The sequence below is a fragment of the Pseudomonas sp. TH32 genome, assembly GCF_016650855.1.
Taxonomy (GTDB): domain Bacteria; phylum Pseudomonadota; class Gammaproteobacteria; order Pseudomonadales; family Pseudomonadaceae; genus Aquipseudomonas.
This window is the reverse complement of sequence record NZ_JAEKFA010000002.1, coordinates 3,538,660-3,555,090: the sequence shown is the minus strand read 5'-3', so window position 1 is coordinate 3,555,090 and position 16,431 is coordinate 3,538,660. Positions and strand designations below refer to the sequence as shown.

The 16,431-nt window shown below is 61.4% G+C and carries 12 protein-coding genes and 1 pseudogene; 7 read left to right on the top strand and 6 right to left on the bottom strand.

The window, feature by feature from the left end; genetic code table 11:
- Nucleotides 1-25: 25 nt before the first annotated feature.
- Nucleotides 26-442 carry an OsmC family protein gene (locus JFV30_RS19745; RefSeq protein ID WP_177087538.1) on the bottom strand — a complete coding sequence of 139 codons (417 nt, stop codon included), beginning with the start codon at nucleotides 440-442 and terminating at the stop codon, nucleotides 26-28.
- Between the two features lie 140 nt (nucleotides 443-582).
- Here JFV30_RS19745 and JFV30_RS19740 point away from each other — a divergent pair, with 140 nt between their 5' ends.
- The 3 genes from JFV30_RS19740 (at nucleotide 583) to JFV30_RS19730 (ending at nucleotide 3,880) form a co-directional block, all read left to right on the top strand.
- On the top strand, nucleotides 583-1,587 hold the full coding sequence (locus JFV30_RS19740) for an amidohydrolase family protein (protein ID WP_201124986.1): 1,005 nt from the start codon (nucleotides 583-585) through the stop codon (nucleotides 1,585-1,587).
- Between the two features lie 67 nt (nucleotides 1,588-1,654).
- Nucleotides 1,655-2,119, top strand: a complete 465-nt coding sequence (locus JFV30_RS19735) for a DUF3859 domain-containing protein (protein WP_201124985.1) — start codon at nucleotides 1,655-1,657, stop codon at nucleotides 2,117-2,119.
- 135 nt (nucleotides 2,120-2,254) lie between these two features.
- A complete protein-coding gene (locus JFV30_RS19730) occupies nucleotides 2,255-3,880 on the top strand; it encodes a methyl-accepting chemotaxis protein (protein ID WP_201124984.1) in 1,626 nt (541 codons plus the stop codon).
- A gap of 948 nt (nucleotides 3,881-4,828) precedes the next feature.
- Here JFV30_RS19730 and fabB read toward each other — a convergent pair.
- The 5 genes from fabB to JFV30_RS19705 form a co-directional block, all read right to left on the bottom strand.
- The gene (gene fabB / locus JFV30_RS19725) at nucleotides 4,829-6,049 is read right to left on the bottom strand and encodes a beta-ketoacyl-ACP synthase I (RefSeq protein ID WP_201124983.1); all 1,221 of its coding nucleotides are present in this window, start codon (nucleotides 6,047-6,049) and stop codon (nucleotides 4,829-4,831) included.
- Nucleotides 6,050-6,060: 11 nt separating this feature from the next.
- Complete coding sequence (gene fabA / locus JFV30_RS19720; protein ID WP_003210552.1) at nucleotides 6,061-6,576, bottom strand: 3-hydroxyacyl-[acyl-carrier-protein] dehydratase FabA; 516 nt, start codon at nucleotides 6,574-6,576, stop codon at nucleotides 6,061-6,063.
- 248 nt (nucleotides 6,577-6,824) lie between these two features.
- Nucleotides 6,825-8,726, bottom strand: a complete 1,902-nt coding sequence (locus tag JFV30_RS19715; RefSeq protein WP_010166304.1) for an ATP-binding protein — start codon at nucleotides 8,724-8,726, stop codon at nucleotides 6,825-6,827.
- Complete coding sequence (locus tag JFV30_RS19710) at nucleotides 8,723-9,655, bottom strand: ABC transporter substrate-binding protein (protein ID WP_201124982.1); 933 nt, start codon at nucleotides 9,653-9,655, stop codon at nucleotides 8,723-8,725. Before JFV30_RS19710 ends, JFV30_RS19715 begins: the two co-directional genes overlap by 4 nt.
- Nucleotide 9,656: 1 nt before the next feature.
- On the bottom strand, nucleotides 9,657-11,789 hold the full coding sequence (locus tag JFV30_RS19705; protein WP_336604753.1) for a TonB-dependent receptor plug domain-containing protein: 2,133 nt from the start codon (nucleotides 11,787-11,789) through the stop codon (nucleotides 9,657-9,659).
- Between the two features lie 195 nt (nucleotides 11,790-11,984).
- On the opposite strand from JFV30_RS19705, the gene JFV30_RS19700 reads away from it, so the two are divergent.
- The 4 genes and pseudogenes from JFV30_RS19700 to JFV30_RS19685 all read left to right on the top strand — a co-directional run bounded on the left by JFV30_RS19700 (nucleotide 11,985) and on the right by JFV30_RS19685 (nucleotide 16,415).
- Nucleotides 11,985-13,010, top strand: coding sequence for an NAD(P)H-dependent glycerol-3-phosphate dehydrogenase (locus JFV30_RS19700; protein ID WP_169385910.1), 1,026 nt, complete (start codon nucleotides 11,985-11,987; stop codon nucleotides 13,008-13,010).
- 10 nt (nucleotides 13,011-13,020) lie between these two features.
- Entirely contained in the window at nucleotides 13,021-13,368 is a 348-nt protein-coding gene (locus JFV30_RS19695) for a DUF4389 domain-containing protein (RefSeq protein ID WP_003210547.1), read from the top strand.
- Nucleotides 13,365-13,814: a phosphohistidine phosphatase SixA gene (sixA, locus tag JFV30_RS19690; protein ID WP_201124981.1), complete on the top strand. Its 450-nt coding sequence runs from the start codon at nucleotides 13,365-13,367 to the stop codon at nucleotides 13,812-13,814. The genes JFV30_RS19695 and sixA overlap by 4 nt, the downstream gene beginning before the upstream one ends.
- A gap of 934 nt (nucleotides 13,815-14,748) precedes the next feature.
- A pseudogene (locus JFV30_RS19685) lies at nucleotides 14,749-16,415 on the top strand (AMP-binding protein).
- The last annotated feature ends 16 nt before the right edge of the window (nucleotides 16,416-16,431 follow it).

Here is a 16,431-nt window from a genome sequence, read left to right as displayed (position 1 = left end):
TAACCCGCTCGACGGGAGGTTGCCGCTACTGGCTGAAGGCGCCTTCCGAGAGCTTGGTCTCGATGGTGACTTCGGCCGTGGTCATCAGCTTGTGAACCGGGCAGCGATCCGCCACACGGTGCAGCTCATCACGCTGCTCGTCGGTGAGTACGCCCTTGAGGGTGAGTTTGACGTTGAGCGTGTATTTGCCCTTTTGCTCTTCGGTGCTGTCATGGGTGACTTCCACGGTGACGCCGGTGAGCGGAATATCTTTTTTCTGGGCATAGAGCTTGACGGTCAGGGCCTTGCACGACGCCAGCGCGGCATCGAAGTAATCGTGGGGAGAGGGCGCCGAGTCGTCGCCGCCCAGGCTCTTGGGCAGGTCGGTAAACAGCTCGTGGTTATTGATATTGACGCTGTGGCGGAAGTTTTCGGCGTTCAGTGTATTCACGGTAACAGGCATGGCAAACCTCACAGGGTGGCAGGAAGAAGGTCATGCAGTTATAGAGCATGCTGGCACCTTGGTGTTCCCTGTTGTTTACCGCTGAACCCGCAGGCGCGGCTTGAGGTCTACCTTCATTAGCCCTTGTTTGAGATGCCCCTGTGCGCCGGACCCGCCTGAGTATTGCCCTGTTGCTGGCTGCCGCGAGCCTTGCGGTACAGGCCCGCGACTATGCCTACAGCGATGCGCACCTGCATTACGTCGACTTCTTCCAGGAGTCGGCGGGCATGGACAAGTTGCTCAAGGCCATGGCCGATAATCGCATCGAGCATGTGATGATTTCCGGGATTCCCGTGGCCAAGAAGTGGCACGAAGACGAACCCAAGCGCCCGCGCTATTACGCCGGGGATGATGCCGACGCCTATTGGTACAGCGCCACCGACGTGTTCGTCGCCGACGCGGTCAATAAACTGAGCCCGGAGCAACGTCAGCGCTTTCATCCGTTCCTCAGCGGTTTCAACCCCAACGACAAAAACGCGGCGTCCCACATCCAGCGCATGCTCGACCTCAATCCGGGGCTGTGGCAAGGCATCGGCGAAGTCTTCACCCGTCACGATGACCTGACCGCACTGACCTCCGGCGACACGCCAAGGGCCAATAACGAGGCGATGACCCGCATCTATCACCTGGCAGCGGAGAACGATTTGCCGGTGATGGTGCACTCCAACATCACCTCCAAGCGTGAGAAAAATCCGTTGTATCTGGCGGAAATGGAAGAGCCGCTGCGCAACCATCCGCACACCCGGTTCATCTGGGCCCATGCGGGCAGCAGCATGGAAATCCACCGGCACCAGACGCAGATGGATTTCTTGCTGCCCACCCTGGCGCGCCTGCTGGAGGCTTACCCGAACCTGTACGTCGACCTGTCCTGGAGCGTGCTCACGCCTTACTTGCTGGATGAGGCGGGAACGCCACGTCCTGAGTGGGTAAAGCTGGTGGAGCGCTTCCCGGACCGCTTCATGCTCGGTTCAGACGTGGTAGGGCGCTTCAACAAGCTCGGTAAGGAAATGCGCAGCTTCGACCCGTTCCTCGATGCGCTGCCTGAAGACGTGGCCAGAAAGGTCGCGCGGGACAATTTCCTGGCGATTTTGCCCAAGCCCAAGTGATGGGGTTTGTCATCCTGTCGTCATCCCTGCGTCATAAGCTGCGGCCTTCTCAAACAAGGAGTGCAGCATGCAATTCACCCGTTCAGGTGCCCTGGCGGCGCTGATGATGATCAGCAGCCTGGCCAGTGCCGAAGTGCGTATCGAAGGTCCAGTGGAGTTCGGCGTGTTTGATGGCCCGAAAGCCGATCTGCAAGCCGGGGAGCGCGTGCTGCGCCGCAGCAACGAACAGATCCAGGCCACCACCGTGGTGCCGGCGAAGCTGGGCACCAAGTTCGGGCTGCGCTATCAATTGCTCGGCAAAGCTGCCGAAGACACGCCGCTGACCTTGCTCTACTTCACTCCGGGCATTCGCACGCCGGACGGTGTGCGTCATGACAAACTCGAAGTGACCCAGAAGCTGGTTCCCGGTGCGCCGCAGGAGGTGATGGCGTTCGAGTTCACCGAGCACCACGAAGTCGTGCCCGGGGAGTGGCGTTTCATGGTGTTCCAGGGCGACCGCCTGCTGACGCAAAAGAGCTTTACCGTACGCTGAATCGCTACAGCCGGGGCGGGGCGATCATAAGGCGTTTTGATATCGCGTTTTCGTCTTACGCAAACCCCGTTCCTCGCCGATACCTTTCAAGAGCCCGCTGCAGGTGGATGCAGCGCTTTTGGAAGGATTCCGAACATGAATATCAGAAGTCTGAATATTGCCCCTCGCGCCGGCCTGGGGTTTGGTTTGCTGGCGCTGATGGTGTTTGCCCTGGGCGGGTTTGCCCTGTTGCAGATGGGCAATATGCGCCAGCAGTCGGACCAGGTGGAAAACAACTGGCTGCCCAGCGTGATGGCGGTCGGTGAAATGAATCAGGACCTGCTGCGGGTGCGGGCCCTGACCTTACGCTTGTTGCTCAACCGCGACCCGCAGGCGATCACGCAGAATGAACAGAAAATCACCGAGCTGAAAAGCGGCCTGCACAAGGCTCAGTCTCTCTATGAAGGCTTGATTGTGCTGCCTGAAGAACGGGTGCTGTTCGATCGCTTCAAAGCCGAGGAAGCGCGCTACCTGCAACGCCAGGAGCAGGTCATGGGGTTTTCCCGGGCCAATCAGCTGGAAGACGCGATCAAGGTGGTTAACGGCGAGATGAACCAGTTGGCTGACGAGTTGGCCGGCACCTTGCGGGAGCTGGTGACGCTGAACAAGGTCAGTGCCAATCAGGCGGCGAGCCAGGCCCAAAGCGTGTTCGCCCAATCGCGCAGTTGGGTAGTCGGCATGATTGCCGTGACGGCGCTGATCACCATTGGCCTGGCGTTGCTGCTGACCCGCAGCATCGTGCTGCCGTTATCCCAGTCGCTGAAAGTCGCACAGGGCGTGGCCAGCGGCGACCTGACCGGTGTGATTACGGTCAGCGGCAAGGACGAACCGGCACGTTTGCAGCAGGCGCTGAAAAGCATGCAGGAGAGCCTGCGGGAAACCATCCGGCGTATTTCCGATTCGTCCAGCCAATTGGCGTCGGCTTCTGAAGAGCTCAGTTGCGTGACGGAAGACGCGACCCGTGGGCTGCATCAGCAGAGTCAGGAAATCGAACAGGCGGCCACTGCGGTGAATCAGATGACGGCGGCGGTGGAGGAGGTGGCGAGCAATGCGGTGGCCACGTCCCAGGCGTCGTGTGAGTCTGACCGGATCGCCCAGCATGGTCGTGAGCAGGTGCATCAGACGGTGTTGTCGATTGAGTCCCTGGCCGATGATGTGACGGCCAACGCGACGCAGGTGGAGGACCTGGCGCAGAAGGTGTATGGCATCAGCAAGGTGCTGGATGTGATTCGCTCGATTGCCGAGCAGACCAATTTGCTGGCGCTGAATGCTGCCATTGAAGCGGCGCGGGCCGGGGATGCGGGGCGTGGGTTTGCGGTGGTGGCGGATGAGGTGCGGGCGTTGGCGCATCGTACGCAGCAGTCGACCCAGGAGATCGAGCAGATGATCAGCGGGATTCAGCAGGGGACTGATCAGGCTGTGAGTTCCATGCAGCAGAGCAACACGCGGGCGCGTTCGACGCTGGATATCGCCAAGTCGGCGGGTACGGCGCTGGAGGAGATTGCTTCGGCGTTTACCTTGATCAATGAGCGCAACCTGGTGATTGCCAGTGCCTCGGAAGAGCAGGCGGCGGTGGCGCGGGAGGTGGATCGCAATTTGATGAATATCCGTGATCTGGCGCAACAGACGTCGGCGGGGGCGAATCAGACCAGTGCGGCGAGTCAGGAGTTGTCGCGGTTGGCGGTGGATCTCAACACCATGGTGGCTAGGTTTTCGGTTTAGGCTTTTGGAGGGGGCATATCCGTTATTTAGGTAACGGCGGCTTAGGGTTTCGCTCTTACAGCGAGTCACTTTGCAAAAGCGGCAAAGTAACCATAACGCTCTGCCCCGCCTGTCGGCACCTCGCTAAGGCTCGGTGTTCCCTCACTCCGGGATTGCTCCGCGGGCCGCCGCGACGGGGCGTCCCTGCCCCGTCGCGGCTAAACCGGCGTCCTGCCGGTTTACCCGCTCCTCAATCCCTGCGTTCGGCCTCGGGCTTATTGGGGCAGTCAGATCAAGATCAAAAGCAAAAGCACAGCGGCCTACAGGCCGGCTTGAGTGGTAGAAGCCAGATCAAAAGCCAGAGCGAAAGCCAAATCTGAAACTGATGCAGCTCTGCTTTTCTGTGGGAGCTGGCTTGCCTGCGATGCAGACAACTCGGTCTCTCAGGTACACCGAGGCGATGCCATCGCAGGCAAGCCAGCTCCCACATTTGACCGTGCCCCGCTTTAGATTTTGATCTTGATCTTGATGTTGCCTTTGCTTCACACCACTCAAGCCGGCCTGTAGGCCGCTGTGCTGTTGATCTGCTTTTGATCTTGATCTTAGGCGCCCCGTTAAACCACGCTGGCCGAACGCAGGTAGTACGGAGCGGGTAAACCGGCAGGACGCCGGTTTAGCCGCGACGGGGCAGGGACGCCCCGTCGCGGCGGCCCGCGGAGTAGTACCGGAGAGAGGGCACACCGAGCCTAGGCGAGGTGCCGAGTGGTGGGGCAAGAGCGTTTTGCTTACTTTTGATTGGGCCGGCATTCCGGCTGTTCAAAAGTGAGCCGCCGTAAGGGCGGAACCAATAGCAGCCCTGACCGCAGCAACGGATATGCCCCCAACCCTCCTGCACTCCCGGTGCTTTTCAGGGCGCAAAAAAAACGCCCCGAACCAGTCGGGGCGTTTTCAGGTGATCAAGCTGCGGGCTTACTTGCCCTGCCAGCGTTTCAGCACCAGGGTAGCGTTAGTGCCACCAAAGCCGAAGCTGTTGCTCATCACAGTGTTGATGCTTGCATCTTCACGGGTCTTGGTCAGGATCGGCATGTCAGCCACTTCCGGGTCCAGTTCCTCGATGTTGGCAGAACCTGCCATGAAGTTACCTTCCATCATCAGCAGGCAGTAGATCGCTTCGTGAACGCCGGCGGCGCCCAGGGAGTGACCCGACAGGCTCTTGGTAGAGCTGATCGCCGGTGCCTTGTCGCCGAATACCGCACGCACGCCTTCCATTTCCTTGGAGTCGCCGACCGGAGTCGAAGTACCGTGGGTGTTCAGGTAGTCGATCGGGGTATCAACGGTAGCCATGGCCATCTGCATGCAGCGGATGGCGCCTTCGCCGCTTGGCGCAACCATGTCGTAGCCGTCGGAAGTGGCGCCGTAGCCGACGATTTCCGCGTAGATCTTCGCACCACGGGCCAGGGCGTGTTCCAGCTCCTCGACCACCACCATGCCGCCACCGCCGGCGATGACGAAACCGTCACGCTTGGCGTCGTATGCACGGGAGGCTTTTTCCGGGGTTTCGTTGTACTGGGTCGACAGGGCGCCCATGGCGTCGAACAGGAACGACTGGCTCCAATGTTCTTCTTCACCGCCGCCAGCAAACACGATGTCTTGCTTGCCCAGCTGGATCTGCTCTACCGCAGTACCGATGCAGTGAGCACTGGTGGCGCAAGCGGAGGAGATCGAGTAGTTCACGCCCTTGATCTTGAATGGCGTGGCCAGGCAGGCGGAAACGGTGCTGCCCATGGTCCGCGTGACGCGGTACGGGCCGACACGCTTGACGCCTTTCTCGCGCAGGATGTCCAGCGCTTCCATCTGGTTCAAGGTCGACGCGCCACCGGAACCGGCGATCAGGCCGGTGCGCACGTTGGACACCTGGTCTTCGCTCAGGCCGGAATCGGTGACTGCGTCCTTCATGGCCAGGTAGGCGTAAGCGGCTGCGTGGCCGACGAAGCGATAGATCTTGCGATCGATCAGTTCTTCGAGGGGCAGGTCGATGGAGCCGGAAACCTGGCTACGCAGACCCATTTCGGCATATTCCGGGTTGAAGCGGATGCCAGGGCGACTTGCACGCAGGTTAGCGGAGACGGTCTCTTTGTCATTGCCCAGGCACGAAACGATGCCCAGACCAGTGATAACGACGCGGCGCATGCGGATAACCCTTAAAAGTTGTCAGTGGAAGTGAATACGCCGACCCGAAGGCCTTCGGCAGTATAAATCTCGCGACCGTCGACAGTCACCGAACCATCGGCAATGGCCAGGTTCAGCTTGCCCTTGAGGACGCGCTTGATTTGAATGTTGTAGGTGACTTTCTTGGCGGTCGGCAAGACCTGGCCAAAGAACTTCACTTCGCCCGAACCCAGGGCGCGACCGCGGCCCGGCAGGCCTTGCCAGCCGAGGTAGAAGCCAACCAGCTGCCACATGGCGTCGAGGCCCAGGCAGCCCGGCATCACCGGATCGCCTTCGAAATGGCAGGCGAAAAACCACAGGTCAGGGGTGATATCCAGCTCGGCGACCAATTCACCTTTGCCGTACTTGCCACCCTCTTCGCTGATATGGGTGATGCGATCCACCATCAGCATGTTCGGGGCGGGCAGTTGCGCGTTACCTGGGCCGAACAGCTCACCGCGACTGCAGCGCAGCAGGTCTTCCCGAGTAAAGGCGTTTTGTTTGGTCATGCGAGCTCCTCAATAATCCCATGCGGCAGGGCAGGGCAAATCTTCCCGGCCGACTGAAGCGTTCATGCCTCATATCGGCAGCCTACACATAGACTATTGCGTTGTAGTGAAAGTCACAGCGTCAAGGTCATGAATGTACACTTGTGCACTGAAATTATAAACCGGGCCGGTTTACGGGCCCGTTCGGGTGCCTAAGACTGCCGCACTTTCGTCTTTCACGCCAGTCGCAGTTGGCTGATGGCACCGTGTTACTGCACCCATCGTTGTAGGATTTGCTGCAAATCCGTGCGTTTGAACGGCTTTGCCAGGTAATCGTTCATTCCGGCCGCAAGGCAGGCTTCGCGGTCGCCCTGCAAGGCGTTGGCGGTGAGGGCAATGATCGGCAGGTCGGCGCAGCCGGGCAACTGACGAATCTGCCGGGTGGCCTCATAGCCATCGATGCCCGGCAGCCGGCAATCCATCAGGATCGCGGTAAAAATCAGGCTCTCGGCACTGCGGATCGCCTCGGCGCCGTCGGTGGCGATGCTCACCTCGAACCCCAGGCTGCGCAGCATGGCTTCGACCACGGTGCGATTGACCGGGTTGTCTTCCACCAGTAATACGTTGCGCCCTTCACCCGCGCTGGCATTGCCTTCGGCGTTTGGCGCGAGCACCGGCAGGCTCTGCTGGTAGATCGCCAGGGGGATTTCCAGGGTGAACACCGAGCCCTGGCCTTCTTCACTCTGGGCGCGCAGCGTGCCGCCCATGCGTTCAGCCAGGGTGCGCGCGATAGGCAAGCCAAGCCCTGTGCCGCCGTAACGTCTTGAAATGGAACTGTCGGCTTGCTGGAACGCATCGAACATCAGTTCCAGGCGCTCGGCCGAAATGCCAATCCCGCTGTCGCGCACGGTGCAGGTGAACCATAGCAATTCATGGTCCAGCGTTTGCCAGTGGGGTTCGACGGTGACGGTGCCGTGCTCGGTAAACTTGAGGGCATTGCCGATCAGGTTCACCAGAATCTGCCGGATGCGGGTCGGGTCGCCTTGCACTTGCAGCGAGTCCAGGCCCGTGGGGATTGGCACGTCAAGCACCAGCCCGCGTTGCTGGGCCGCATGCTGGAAGGCCTGGGCGCAACTGCTGATCAGCTCCACCAGGTCGAACGGAATGTGCTCAAGTTCCAGGGCGGCGCGCTCGATGCGCGAGAAGTCGAGGATGTCGTTGATCACTTTCAGCAGGTGTTCGGTGGACTCCGAAGCCAGCGCCGCGTACTCGGTCTGCTCCTCGGTCATGTCGGTGGTTTCCAGCAGTTGCAGCATGCCCAGCACCCCGTTCATCGGCGTGCGCAGTTCATGGCTCATCATTGCCAGGAAGTCCGACTTGGCATTGTTCGCCCGCTCGGCTTCTTCGCGGGTCTGGATCAGTTGGGCCATGGCCTGGTGCTGTTCGCGGCTGGCCTGGTTCAAGCCGTCGGCCAGGTTATTGATGTGGCGCGACAGGTCGCCCAACTCCGAATCGTCGACGATGGGCAGTGGCGTCTGGTAGTCACCCTGCTGGATCGCCTTGACCGCATTGCCCATGGCGCTGATCGGCTGCGACAGGCTGGCCGCCAGGCGCCGGGCCAGCAGGAAGGTAAACAGCAGGGCGAACAGCGCGAGAATCCCGGCCTTGAACAGGATTTCCTGCTGGCGCTGGCTGAACGCATCGTTGGACATGCCGACAATCACCCGCCCCAGGTAGTCTGCGCGGGGCGCCTTGGGCTCGGCGGTGCTGTCCTGGAAGAAGTCGTTGCCCAGTTGGATATGCTGCAGGCGGATCGGCGCCTGGAACACTTTCACCGACAGCGAACGATCGTGCTTTTCCGACGGTTGCTCGACGTACACCAGGATATTTTCCGAGCTGTCCTGAATCTCCAGGAAGCGCACATGTGGCGTGGCCAGGGTGGCGCGCAACAGGCTTTCGAGCACGTCGTTGTTGCCGGAAATCACCCCGTATTCGGTGGCCGGCGCCAGTTGGTTGGCGATCAATTGGCCGGTGTGGTCCAGCTCCTGGCGCAAATCCTGGATCCGCACGAAGGTAAAGAAGCTGATCAGCAACAGCGTCAGCAGGAGTGCCGGGCCCAGGGTAATGAGCTGGGTTCGGGTGTTGATGTCCCAACGGCGACGAAAGGTCATGGGCGTTTTTCTCCTTCGGCCAGGCGGGCGGCGACGTTGGTTTCGTCCACCTGTTCGATCCCCAGTGAGCGCGCAACCTGTGGGTTGCCCACGACTTTGAAACGGTCCGGGTACAACGAGCGCGGCCAGCCGGACGGGGTATGGTCCAGCAGCCGGTCGAGCACGTTCAGCCAGTCGGCCTGGTCGCTATAGGTACTGGCCAGGCTGCCGGCCTTGACGAACCCGGCGTTGGGCCCGACCAGTGGCAATTGCCTGGCGTAGCTGCTGAGCAGCAGGTTTTTTGCGGTTTTCGGGTTGTACAGCTGGGGATCATCCAGCCCCAGTAGCACGTCGCTGCTCTTGAACAGGCTTTGCAGCGGACGACTGTCATTAATGTTGTCCCAGAGCTGGGGCACGATCTCCAGGCCCATGGGCGCCGCGTATTGGCGCAGCTCACGCAGCAGGAATTCGCTGTCGATGCCGTAGAGCACGCCGATGCGCCGGGCCTGGGGCAGGATGCCGGTGATCAGGCGCAGTTGGCGGTCCAGCGGCGGATCGCTCCACAACAGGCTGATCTTCGGTGGCACGCTGTCCCCCAGGCGCTGGCGGGCTTGCAGGCGGCTGATGCGCAGCACCAGGGTCGGCGGGCCCTGGGTGTCTTGCAGGCGCCAGTCGAGGCTGGGCAGGTCCAGCAGGATCAGACGGGTGCTGGGCGGCAAGTGCGCGGGGGTGGGGAGGTCTTTGAGCGGGGTGAACGTCACGCGGTCTTCGGGGCGCTCTTGGGCCAGGGCCTGCACGAAGGTTTGTACCCCCGGGCCGTCTTCTTCGGCGGTCAGCAGGATGTCCGCCGCCCATGCCGGGGCGGCAAACAATAAAATCCCGAGCAGCACACAGCGCCGCCAGAGTGGGGCGGTAAAGGAGAGGGTCATCCGTGACGGGGCGCGGTTCATGCTAGAACTCTAACTCCGCGCTGAAGTAGAGCACGTGGCGCTGGTCATAGTTATTGTCGGGCCAGGTGGTGGGCTGATTGTCGAGCCGTTGCTGCAACATGCCGGCCAGCTCCACGTTGGCTTTGCCCAGGGCAATGCGCTTGGCCACTCGCAGGTCGACCCGTTCGAAGCGATATTGGTTGAGCGCGTCGTCGCCATAGTAGAACACCGCGCTCGACCAGCCATGGCCCCATTCACGCATCCAGCCGGCCGAGCCGCTGTTGCGGGCGGTTTGCTGTTTGTCCAGCGGGTTGGTGGCGCTGGCATCCACATAAGCATAGGTGACACGCAGCCGGTCGGCGGTGCTCATGTGCCAGTCAAGCTGGGTTTCGGTGCCGGTAAAACGCGAGCTGTTGGAGTTGCTGGCGATGTACTGGTTGTTGCGCAGCGGCTCGCTGACCATGTCGCTGATTTCGTCGTAGAACAGCTTCACGTCCACGTTCAGCCCGATGTCGGCAAAAAAGCCGTTGTAGCCCAGCTCCCGGGAGCGCATCAGCTCTTTGTCGAGGTTGCCCGGGCCACGGGTCACCACGAAGTATTGACCGGAGTTCTGGCCGTAGGTCGGCGAGCTGAGGTTGGTGACGCGGTAGCTCCAGTTGACGTTGTTCTCGAACATGTCCGGCGAGCGGATGGCCTCGGAGTACACCGCGCGCAGGCCGTGGCGCGGGTTGATCAGGTAGTTGACGGCCACCCGGGGCGTCAGCGAGTTGCCGCTCAGGTGGGTGTCTTCGTACATCGCACCGCCCTGCAGCAGCCAGTGTTCGCTGGCGCGCCATTCCAGGTGGCCGAACAGGCGCCAGGTGGTGTCGTCGATAGTGCCGTTGAAGTAGGTGTCGGAGTCGGCGCGGTCGTAGCGGTAGTTCATGCCGCTGACCAGGCGCAGGCTGTCGGACAGGCTGAGGGTGTCTTGCAGCTCCAGGTCGTAGCGGCTTTCCTTGGTGCTTTGGTCGATGTTGCCGCAGACGCTCTGGTTCGCGCCATTACGCCATTGATCCAGTACCTGATTGCCCAATGCCTGTTCGGCGGCACTGCCGGGAGGCGCCGAACCCTTGCTGAACGCATCCATATGCCGCGCCAGTTTCTCGGCATAGTTGGGATTGAGCTGCCACAGCTGGGTCAACTCCGGGCTGAACGAGACCTTGGCGTCGCAGGCGCGCCAGATCTGCCGGCGATCCCACTGCTGGGCCGAACCCTGGATATACAGGCTGTGATCGGGATTGAAGTCGAAATTCCAGCGCAGGGAGCCAGCATAGTCCTTGGCGCTGACGTCGGAATTGGTACCGCCTTCGGTAATCCCGTCGAACACCGGTTGGTAGGTGTACGGGCGTTGGTTGGTGCCTTCCTTGGCGTCCAGTTGCCAGTCGATGCTTTGTTGCGCGTTCAGTGTCTGGCTCACGGCCAGGCTGAAGCGGCTCAGGCGGCGACTGTCGCGGCGGTCGGCACCGACGCGGTCGCTGTCAAAGCCATCGTCCTGTTGCCCGGACAGCGACAGGCGCAGGTCGCCGGTTTCCCAGCCCATGCCCTGGCTGGCGTACCAGTCGTTGATCCCGCGGCCGCCCTGGGTAAGTTTCATCCGGGTGCCGTGGCTGTTGGCCGGCGACCGGGTGAGGATGTTGACGACGGCCATCAGCGCGTTGGCGCCGTAGCTGACGGTGTTGGGGCCGCGGAAGACCTCGATGCGGTCGATGTCTTCCAGGGCTACCGGGATATCACTCCAGTCCACCGTCGCCAGGCCCGCGCGGTACACCGAGCGACCATCGATCAGCACCTGCATGCGCCGGGCGTCGCCCGCCTGGGTGCCGTGGTAATTCACGGCGGCCTGGTTGCCGGTGGTGTAGCCGACCATCATCCCGGGCACCAGGCGCAGCAGTTCGGGGATGTCCCGCGCGCCGCTGGCCTTGATCAGCTCGCTGTCGATCACCGTCATGCTGCCGGGCACGGCCGCGGCCGATTGCTTGAGCCGGGTAGCGGTCAGCACCTGCGGCAGCGGTTGGCTGTCGAGGAACAGATCGTCGGCCAGCAGCGGAGCACTGCACAACGGCATGCACAACAGCGTCAGCAAAAGGGATGAGCGAGGAGGAGGGCCCAAATACACGGCACGGCCTTGATAATTACGGATAGCCGCCCATGTTAACTGAGGTGGGGCCTTTTGCCAGTCGTCGCCCCTGTAATTACTTCGCTTAAATGTCGCATTTTCCGACGAGCGTTTGAATTGACGCGGGGGCTGGCCGCAGGCGGGTCGCTCCGTATAATGCGGCCATCGCCACTGCTATGGATTAACGGATTGCATATGACTGAACAGCGCCCTATTGCGGTCCTGGGAGGCGGAAGTTTTGGTACCGCCGTGGCAAATCTGCTGGCTGAAAATGGTCACCGGGTGCGTCAATGGATGCGTGACCCCGAGCAAGCCGAGGCCATTCGGGTCAACCGGGAAAACCCCCGTTACCTTAAAGGCATCAAGATTCTCCCGGCCGTCGAGCCGGTCACCGATTTGCTGGCGACGCTGACCGAGTGCGACCTGTGCTTCGTCGCGCTGCCGTCCAGTGCCTTGCGTTCGGTGCTTGCGCCCCACGCCGAGCGGTTGGCGGGCAAGTTGCTGGTCAGCCTGACCAAGGGCATCGAGGCGCATACCTTCAAGTTGATGAGTGAAATCCTTGAAGAGATCGCCCCCGAGGCGCGTATTGGCGTGTTGTCCGGCCCGAACCTGGCGCGGGAAGTGGCTGAGCATGCACTGACCGCCACCGTGATCGCCAGCGAAGACGAAGCACTCTGCGAGCGGGTGCAGGAAGTGCTGCACGGTCGCACCTTCCGCGTGTACGCCAGTGCCGACCGCTTCGGCGTCGAGTTGGGCGGGGCGTTGAAAAATGTCTACGCGATCATCGCTGGCATGGCCGTTGCGCTGGGCATGGGCGAAAACACCAAGAGCATGTTGATCACTCGCGCCTTGGCCGAGATGACGCGGTTTGCGGTCAACCAGGGCGCCAACCCGATGACCTTCCTCGGTCTGGCGGGTGTGGGCGACCTGATTGTCACCTGCTCGTCACCGAAAAGCCGCAACTATCAAGTCGGTTTTGCCCTCGGCCAGGGCCTGAGCCTGGAAGATGCCGTCACCCGGCTGGGGGAAGTCGCCGAAGGCGTCAACACCCTGAAGGTGTTAAAGGCCAAGGCCCACGAAGTCGGGGTATACATGCCGCTGGTCGCGGGTTTGCACGCGATCCTGTTTGAAGGGCGCACCTTGAACCAGGTCATCGAGTTGCTGATGCGGGCCGAGCCGAAGACCGATGTCGACTTTATTTCCACCAGTGGTTTCAACTGAGGAACGCGCGATGAACGATCCGAAAGCAGCACCCAAGTACGAATCCATCGGCCTGCGTGTCCTGTGGATGCTGGTGTTTGCCCTGGTGTGGCAAGTGGCGCAGTTTCTGCTGGGCGCTCTGGTGGTGGTGCAACTGGTTTACCGGCTGGTGTACGGCGCGCCGAACCTTGGGCTGATGAATTTTGGTGACAGCCTGAGTCAGTTTTTGGCGCAGATTGGGCGGTTTGGCAGTTTTCACAGTGACCAGAAGCCTTGGCCGTTTGCTGATTGGCCGACGCCCCGTGCGCCTGAAGGTGAGGCTGCTCACAGCGTGCCGCCCGCGCCGCATCCTGCCCGTGATGAGGAACCGAAACTATGAAGGTGTGGGTATTGCGTCACGGTGAAGCCGAGGGGCATGCGCGCACGGATGCCGAGCGTAATTTGACGGCCCATGGGCGCGAAGAGGTGTTGCGCAGTGCGGGGCATCTGATCGGGCAGCCGATTCGGGCGATTGTTGCCAGCCCGTATGTGCGGGCGCAGCAGACGGCGCAGTTGGTGCGTGAGGCGTTGGGGTTTGAGCCGGAGATTCGGACGGTGCCCTGGTTGACGCCGGAGAGTAATCCGCTGGAGGTGCTCAAGCATCTCGACAATGACGATGATGTGTTGCTGGTTAGCCATCAGCCGTTTGTGGGCGGGCTGATCAGTTATTTGCAGCATGGGCATTTGCGGCAGCCGCAGCCTATGAGTACGGCGAGTCTGGCGGAGCTGGAGGGGGATTTTCCGCTGGCGGGGTTGATGAGCCTTTTGGGGGTTCGGAATCCTTAGGTGGGGATTGGGGTTGGGATTGAGTACATATCCGTTGCTGCGGTAACGGCTGATATGGGTTCCGCTCTTACAGCGGCTCACTTTGGAAAAGCCCCAAAGTAAGCAAAGGGCTCTGCCCCGCCTGTCGGCACCTCGCCTAGGCTCGGTGTTCCCTCACTCCGGCATTGCTCCGCGGGCCGCCGCGACGGGGCGTCCCTGCCCCGTCGCGGCTAAACCGGCGTCCTGCCGGTTTACCCGCTCCTCAAACCCTGCGTTCGGCCTCGGGCTTATTGGGGCAGTCAGATCAAGATCAAAAGCAAGAGCACAGCGGCCTACAGGCCGGCTTGAGTGGTAGAAGCCAGATCAAAAGCGAAAACCAAATCTGAAACTAATGCAGCGCTGCTTTTCTGTGGGAGCTGGCTTGCCTGCGATGCAGACAACTCGGTCTCTCAGGTACACCGAGGCGATGCCATCGCAGGCAAGCCAGCTCCCACATTTGACCGTGCCCGCTTTTGATTTTGATGTTGCCTTTGCTTCACACCACTCAAGCCGGCCTGTAGGCCGCTGTGTTCTTGATCTTGCTTTTGATCTTGATCTTAGGCGCCCCGTTAAACCACGCTGGCCGAACGCAGGCTTTGGAGCGTGGGTAACCCGGCAGGACGCCGGGTTAGCCGCGCTGGGCCAAGGATGGCCCATCGCGGCGGCCCACGCTCCAAAGCCGGAGAGAGGGCACACCGAGCCTAGGCGAGGTGCCGAGTGGTGGGGCAAGAGCGTTTTGCTTACTTTTGCGCTTTTCAAAAGTGAGCCGCCGTAAGGGCGGAACCCATATCAGCCCTGACCGCAGCAACGGATATACCCCCGAAACTTCAGAACTTGCACCCCCTGCGCTCCCATGAAATAGTCCACCCAAGCAAGTGCTTGGTTGGCTACCATCGGAACACACAGGAGCGCGTCCATGTCTGTCGCTTTTCGTTTGCCGTTGCAGGTCTTCTTCGAACGTGAAGCGCGACACCCGCGCCAACGGTTCCTGGTGCAACCCATCAAGGGCGGGGAGGTGCAAACCCTCACTTGGGCCGAAGCCGGCCACCAGGCCCGCTGCGCCGCCCACTGGTTGCGAGCCCGTGAGCTGCCCCAGGGCTCCCACATTGCCCTGATCTCGAAAAACTGCGCCCACTGGATCATCGCCGACCTCGCCATCTGGATGGCCGGCCATGTCTCGGTGCCGCTCTACCCCAACCTCACCGCCGACTCCGTGGCCCACGTACTGGAGCACTCCGAAGCCGCCCTGGCGTTTATCGGCAAGCTGGATGACTGGCCGGCCATGTCTGCCGGAGTGAAGGCCGATCTGCCGACCATCAGCCTGCCGCTGTGCCCCGACGGTGAGTTCGATTTCACCTGGGCCGACCTGCAAGCCTGCTCCCCCATCCAGGACAACCCCGCACCGGCTGCGTCCGACCTGGCCACCATCATCTACACCTCCGGCACCACCGGGCTGCCCAAGGGCGTGATGCACAGCTTCGGCGCCCTGGCCTTTGCGGCCATCCGCGGCACTGAGTTGTTCGGCCTGGGGAGGGCGATCGCCTGCTCTCCTACCTGCCGCTGTGCCACGTGGCCGAGCGCATGTTTGTGGAAATGGCCTCGATCTACACCGGGCAAACGGTATTTTTCGCCGAGAGCCTCGACACCTTTCTTACCGACCTCAAGCGGGCACGGCCTACAGCGTTGTTCGGCGTACCGCGCATCTGGACCAAATTCCAGATGGGCGTCTACAGCAAAATGCCCGCAAGCCGTCTCGACACCCTGCTGCGCCTGCCCTTTATTGGCAAACGCGTCGGGCACAAGGTTCTCGCCGGGCTGGGGCTGGACGCAGTGCGTGTAGCGATCTCCGGCGCAGCCCCGGTGCCTGAAGCGCTGTTGCTCTGGTACCGCAGGCTGGGTTTGGATGTGCTGGAGGTGTATGGCATGACCGAAAGCTGCGGCTATTCCCACGTATGCCGCCCCGGCCAACAGAAACTTGGCTGGATCGGCCCGCCATGCCCGGACGTTGAAGTGCGTATCGGTGATGACGGTGAAGTCCAGGTGCGCAGCGGCGCGACCATGCTCGGCTATTTCAAGGACCCCGCAAAAACCGCCGAGACCATCACTGCGGACGGCTTCCTGCGCACCGGTGACAAAGGCGAGCAGGGCGCCGATGGGCGTTTGCGGCTGACCGGGCGGCTCAAGGAGATCTTCAAGACCAGCAAAGGCAAATACGTGGCCCCGGCGCCGATTGAAAACCGTTTGGCCGAGCATGTGCGCATCGAACAGGTGTGCGTGGTGGGCGATGGCTTGAGCGCGCCCATAGGCTTGTGCGTGTTATCCGCAGGAGGCTTGCAAGATACGACAGGCCAAGGGCGCCAGGCGTTGCAGGGGAGTCTTGAGCGCTTGCTGGAAGAGGTTAACCAGGTGCTGGATAAACATGAACGCTTGCGCCAACTGGTGGTGGTGAAAGACAGTTGGGCGGTGGAAAACGGCTTTCTCACGCCGACCTTGAAGATCAAGCGCAACGTGATCGAATCCGTTTACGGGTCGCAGTTTCAGGCCTGGAGCGAGCGCTCCGAGGCCGTGCTGTGGCAGGATTGAGCACTGACATAACACC

Coding starts and splice junctions, on each gene's coding strand:
- JFV30_RS19745 (WP_177087538.1), bottom strand. CDS start 442: ATGCCTGTTACCGTGAATACACTGAACGCCGAAAACTTCCGCCACAGC.
- JFV30_RS19735 (WP_201124985.1), top strand. CDS start 1,655: ATGCAATTCACCCGTTCAGGTGCCCTGGCGGCGCTGATGATGATCAGC.
- JFV30_RS19730 (WP_201124984.1), top strand. CDS start 2,255: ATGAATATCAGAAGTCTGAATATTGCCCCTCGCGCCGGCCTGGGGTTT.
- fabB (WP_201124983.1), bottom strand. CDS start 6,049: ATGCGCCGCGTCGTTATCACTGGTCTGGGCATCGTTTCGTGCCTGGGC.
- fabA (WP_003210552.1), bottom strand. CDS start 6,576: ATGACCAAACAAAACGCCTTTACTCGGGAAGACCTGCTGCGCTGCAGT.
- JFV30_RS19715 (WP_010166304.1), bottom strand. CDS start 8,726: ATGACCTTTCGTCGCCGTTGGGACATCAACACCCGAACCCAGCTCATT.
- JFV30_RS19710 (WP_201124982.1), bottom strand. CDS start 9,655: ATGAACCGCGCCCCGTCACGGATGACCCTCTCCTTTACCGCCCCACTC.
- JFV30_RS19700 (WP_169385910.1), top strand. CDS start 11,985: ATGACTGAACAGCGCCCTATTGCGGTCCTGGGAGGCGGAAGTTTTGGT.
- JFV30_RS19695 (WP_003210547.1), top strand. CDS start 13,021: ATGAACGATCCGAAAGCAGCACCCAAGTACGAATCCATCGGCCTGCGT.
- sixA (WP_201124981.1), top strand. CDS start 13,365: ATGAAGGTGTGGGTATTGCGTCACGGTGAAGCCGAGGGGCATGCGCGC.